This is a genomic window from Mesorhizobium sp. M7A.F.Ca.CA.002.09.1.1 (assembly GCF_003998555.1).
In the GTDB taxonomy this organism is placed as follows: Bacteria; Pseudomonadota; Alphaproteobacteria; order Rhizobiales; family Rhizobiaceae; genus Mesorhizobium; species Mesorhizobium ciceri.
Genome location: NZ_RZRR01000913.1, coordinates 1 through 2,201, shown reverse-complemented (window position 1 = coordinate 2,201; position 2,201 = coordinate 1). Strand labels below are relative to the sequence as shown.

2 protein-coding genes are annotated in these 2,201 nt (G+C 63.7%); both read left to right on the top strand.

What is annotated here, in order from left to right; translation table 11 throughout:
* Positions 1–693: biotin--[acetyl-CoA-carboxylase] ligase (locus EN994_RS28250; protein WP_127308001.1), on the top strand; the 693-nt coding region annotated here is incomplete at its 5' end.
* A gap of 117 nt (positions 694–810) precedes the next feature.
* Positions 811–2,201 (top strand): ribonuclease J (locus EN994_RS28245; RefSeq protein WP_164746275.1); only part of this gene is annotated, 1,391 nt, incomplete at its 3' end.

Below are 2,201 nucleotides of genomic sequence, written 5' to 3'. Positions count from 1 at the left end.
GTTTCCAAGAAGCAGGAAAGCGGGCGTGGCCGGCGCGGCCGCGTCTGGGCGACCCCGGAAGGCAACCTGGCGGCGACGCTGCTCGTCATCACCAAGGCAGAGCTTCGCCTTGCCGCGACATTGGGCTTCGTCGCAGGACTGGCGCTGGCCGATGCACTCGATGCCGTGGTGCCGAAGGGCCGGATCGCCATTGGCCTCGACGGTGGCAGCGAAGGAAAAAACCGTTTCGAGCTGAAATGGCCGAACGACGTGCTTGCCTCCGGCGCCAAGCTGGCCGGCATCCTGCTGGAATCGGCAATCCTCGAGGGCGGCCGTTTCGGAGTGGCGGTCGGCATCGGCGTCAATGTGGTGGCATACCCTGAGGATTTGCCGTATCCCGCAACTTCCTTGCGCGCGCTGGGCGCGGCATGCGATGCGGAAACACTGTTCCTGGCGCTGTCGGATGCCTGGAGCGAGAATGCCCGATTGTGGGATGAGGGGCGCGGACTTGCCGCCGTCAGGCGACGGTGGCTTGATCGTGCCGCGGGGCTCGGCGGCGAGGTTGCCGTCAGAATTGACGGTAATGTGGTGCGCGGGGTGTTTGAGACCATTGACGAGGACTGCCGTTTCGTGATCCGCGACGATGAAGGTTCGGTTCGGACGATCGCCGCCGGCGATGTGCATTTCGGCGCGGTCGCTTCGGCCAGGGCATAGGGCCGTTCATGAACGGTTCTAACTGTTTGTTTTTGCGCAACTCCGGTGGGAAAACCGTTACACACTTTTCCCGGAATTGCTTTTGAGCTTGGCCTGAGGGCCAGGAAGGGAAAAATCATGGCGAAAGCGGAAAACGCCGAACTCGTCTTCGTGCCGCTCGGCGGCGTCGGCGAGATCGGCATGAACTTCGCTCTTTACGGCTACGGGCCGCCCAGCGCGCGCGAATGGATCGTCATCGATGTCGGAGTGACCTTCCCCGATGCCAGCCTGCCGGGCGTCGACCTGGTGCTGCCCGACACACGCTTCATCGAGGAGAACCTCGCCAATCTGCGCGGCATCATCATCACGCATGCGCATGAAGACCATTACGGCGCGCTGCTCGACACATGGCCGAAGCTGAAGGCGCCGGTCTGGATGACGCCGTTCAGCGCCGGCCTGCTGGAAGCCAAGCGGCAAGGCGAGCAGGGCGCACCGAAAATACCGGTCACGATCTACCGGGCGGGCGAGAAATTCACCGTCGGCCCCTTCGAGATCGAAGCCATTCCGGTCGCGCACTCGATTCCCGAGCCGATGTCGCTGGCGATCACCTCGCCGGCAGGCACCGTCATCCATACCGGTGACTGGAAGATCGATCCGGAGCCGACGATCGGGCCGAAGACCGACGAGGCGCGTTTCCGCGCCTATGGCGACAAGGGCGTTCTGGCGCTGATCTGCGATTCGACCAATGCGCTGCGCGAAGGCGAGTCGCCTTCGGAAGTGGCTGTGGGCGAGGGCCTCAAGGGCGTCATCCAGGCTGCCAAGGGCCGTGTCGCCGTCACCACGTTCTCCTCCAATGTCGGACGTATCGTCTCGATCGCCAAAGCGGCGCGCGATGCCGGACGCCAGTGCCTGGTGCTTGGCCGTTCGCTGAAGCGGGTCATCGATGTGGCCGGAGAACTCGGCTACATGGACGGTCTGCCGGAGTTCATCGCCGAGGAGGATTTTGGTTTCATCCCGCGCGAAAACCTGGTCATCATCTGCACCGGCAGCCAGGGCGAGCCGCTGGCCGCACTGGCCAAGCTGTCGCGCGAAGAGATGAAGTCGGTGTCGCTGACGGCAGGCGACACGGTGGTGTTTTCCTCGCGTACGATTCCCGGCAACGAGAAGGCGATCCTCGAGATCAAGAACCGTCTCATCGACCTCGGCGTCAAGATCATCGAGGACGGCGATGCGCTGGTGCATGTCTCCGGCCATCCGCGGCGCAGCGAATTGCGCAAGATGTATGAATGGGTGCGCCCGCAGATCGGCGTTCCCGTGCATGGCGAGGCGGCACATCTGGTGGCGCAGGGCTCGCTGATGTCGACATCGGGCATCGGCCAGGTGGCGCAGGTGCGCGACGGCGACATGCTCAGGCTTGCTCCCGGCCCAGCCACCATCATGGATCAGGTGCCGTTCGGCCGTATCTACAAGGATGGCAGACTGATCGGCACCGATCAGTCTGCCATCCTTGTAGATACGGCCGAAAGGCA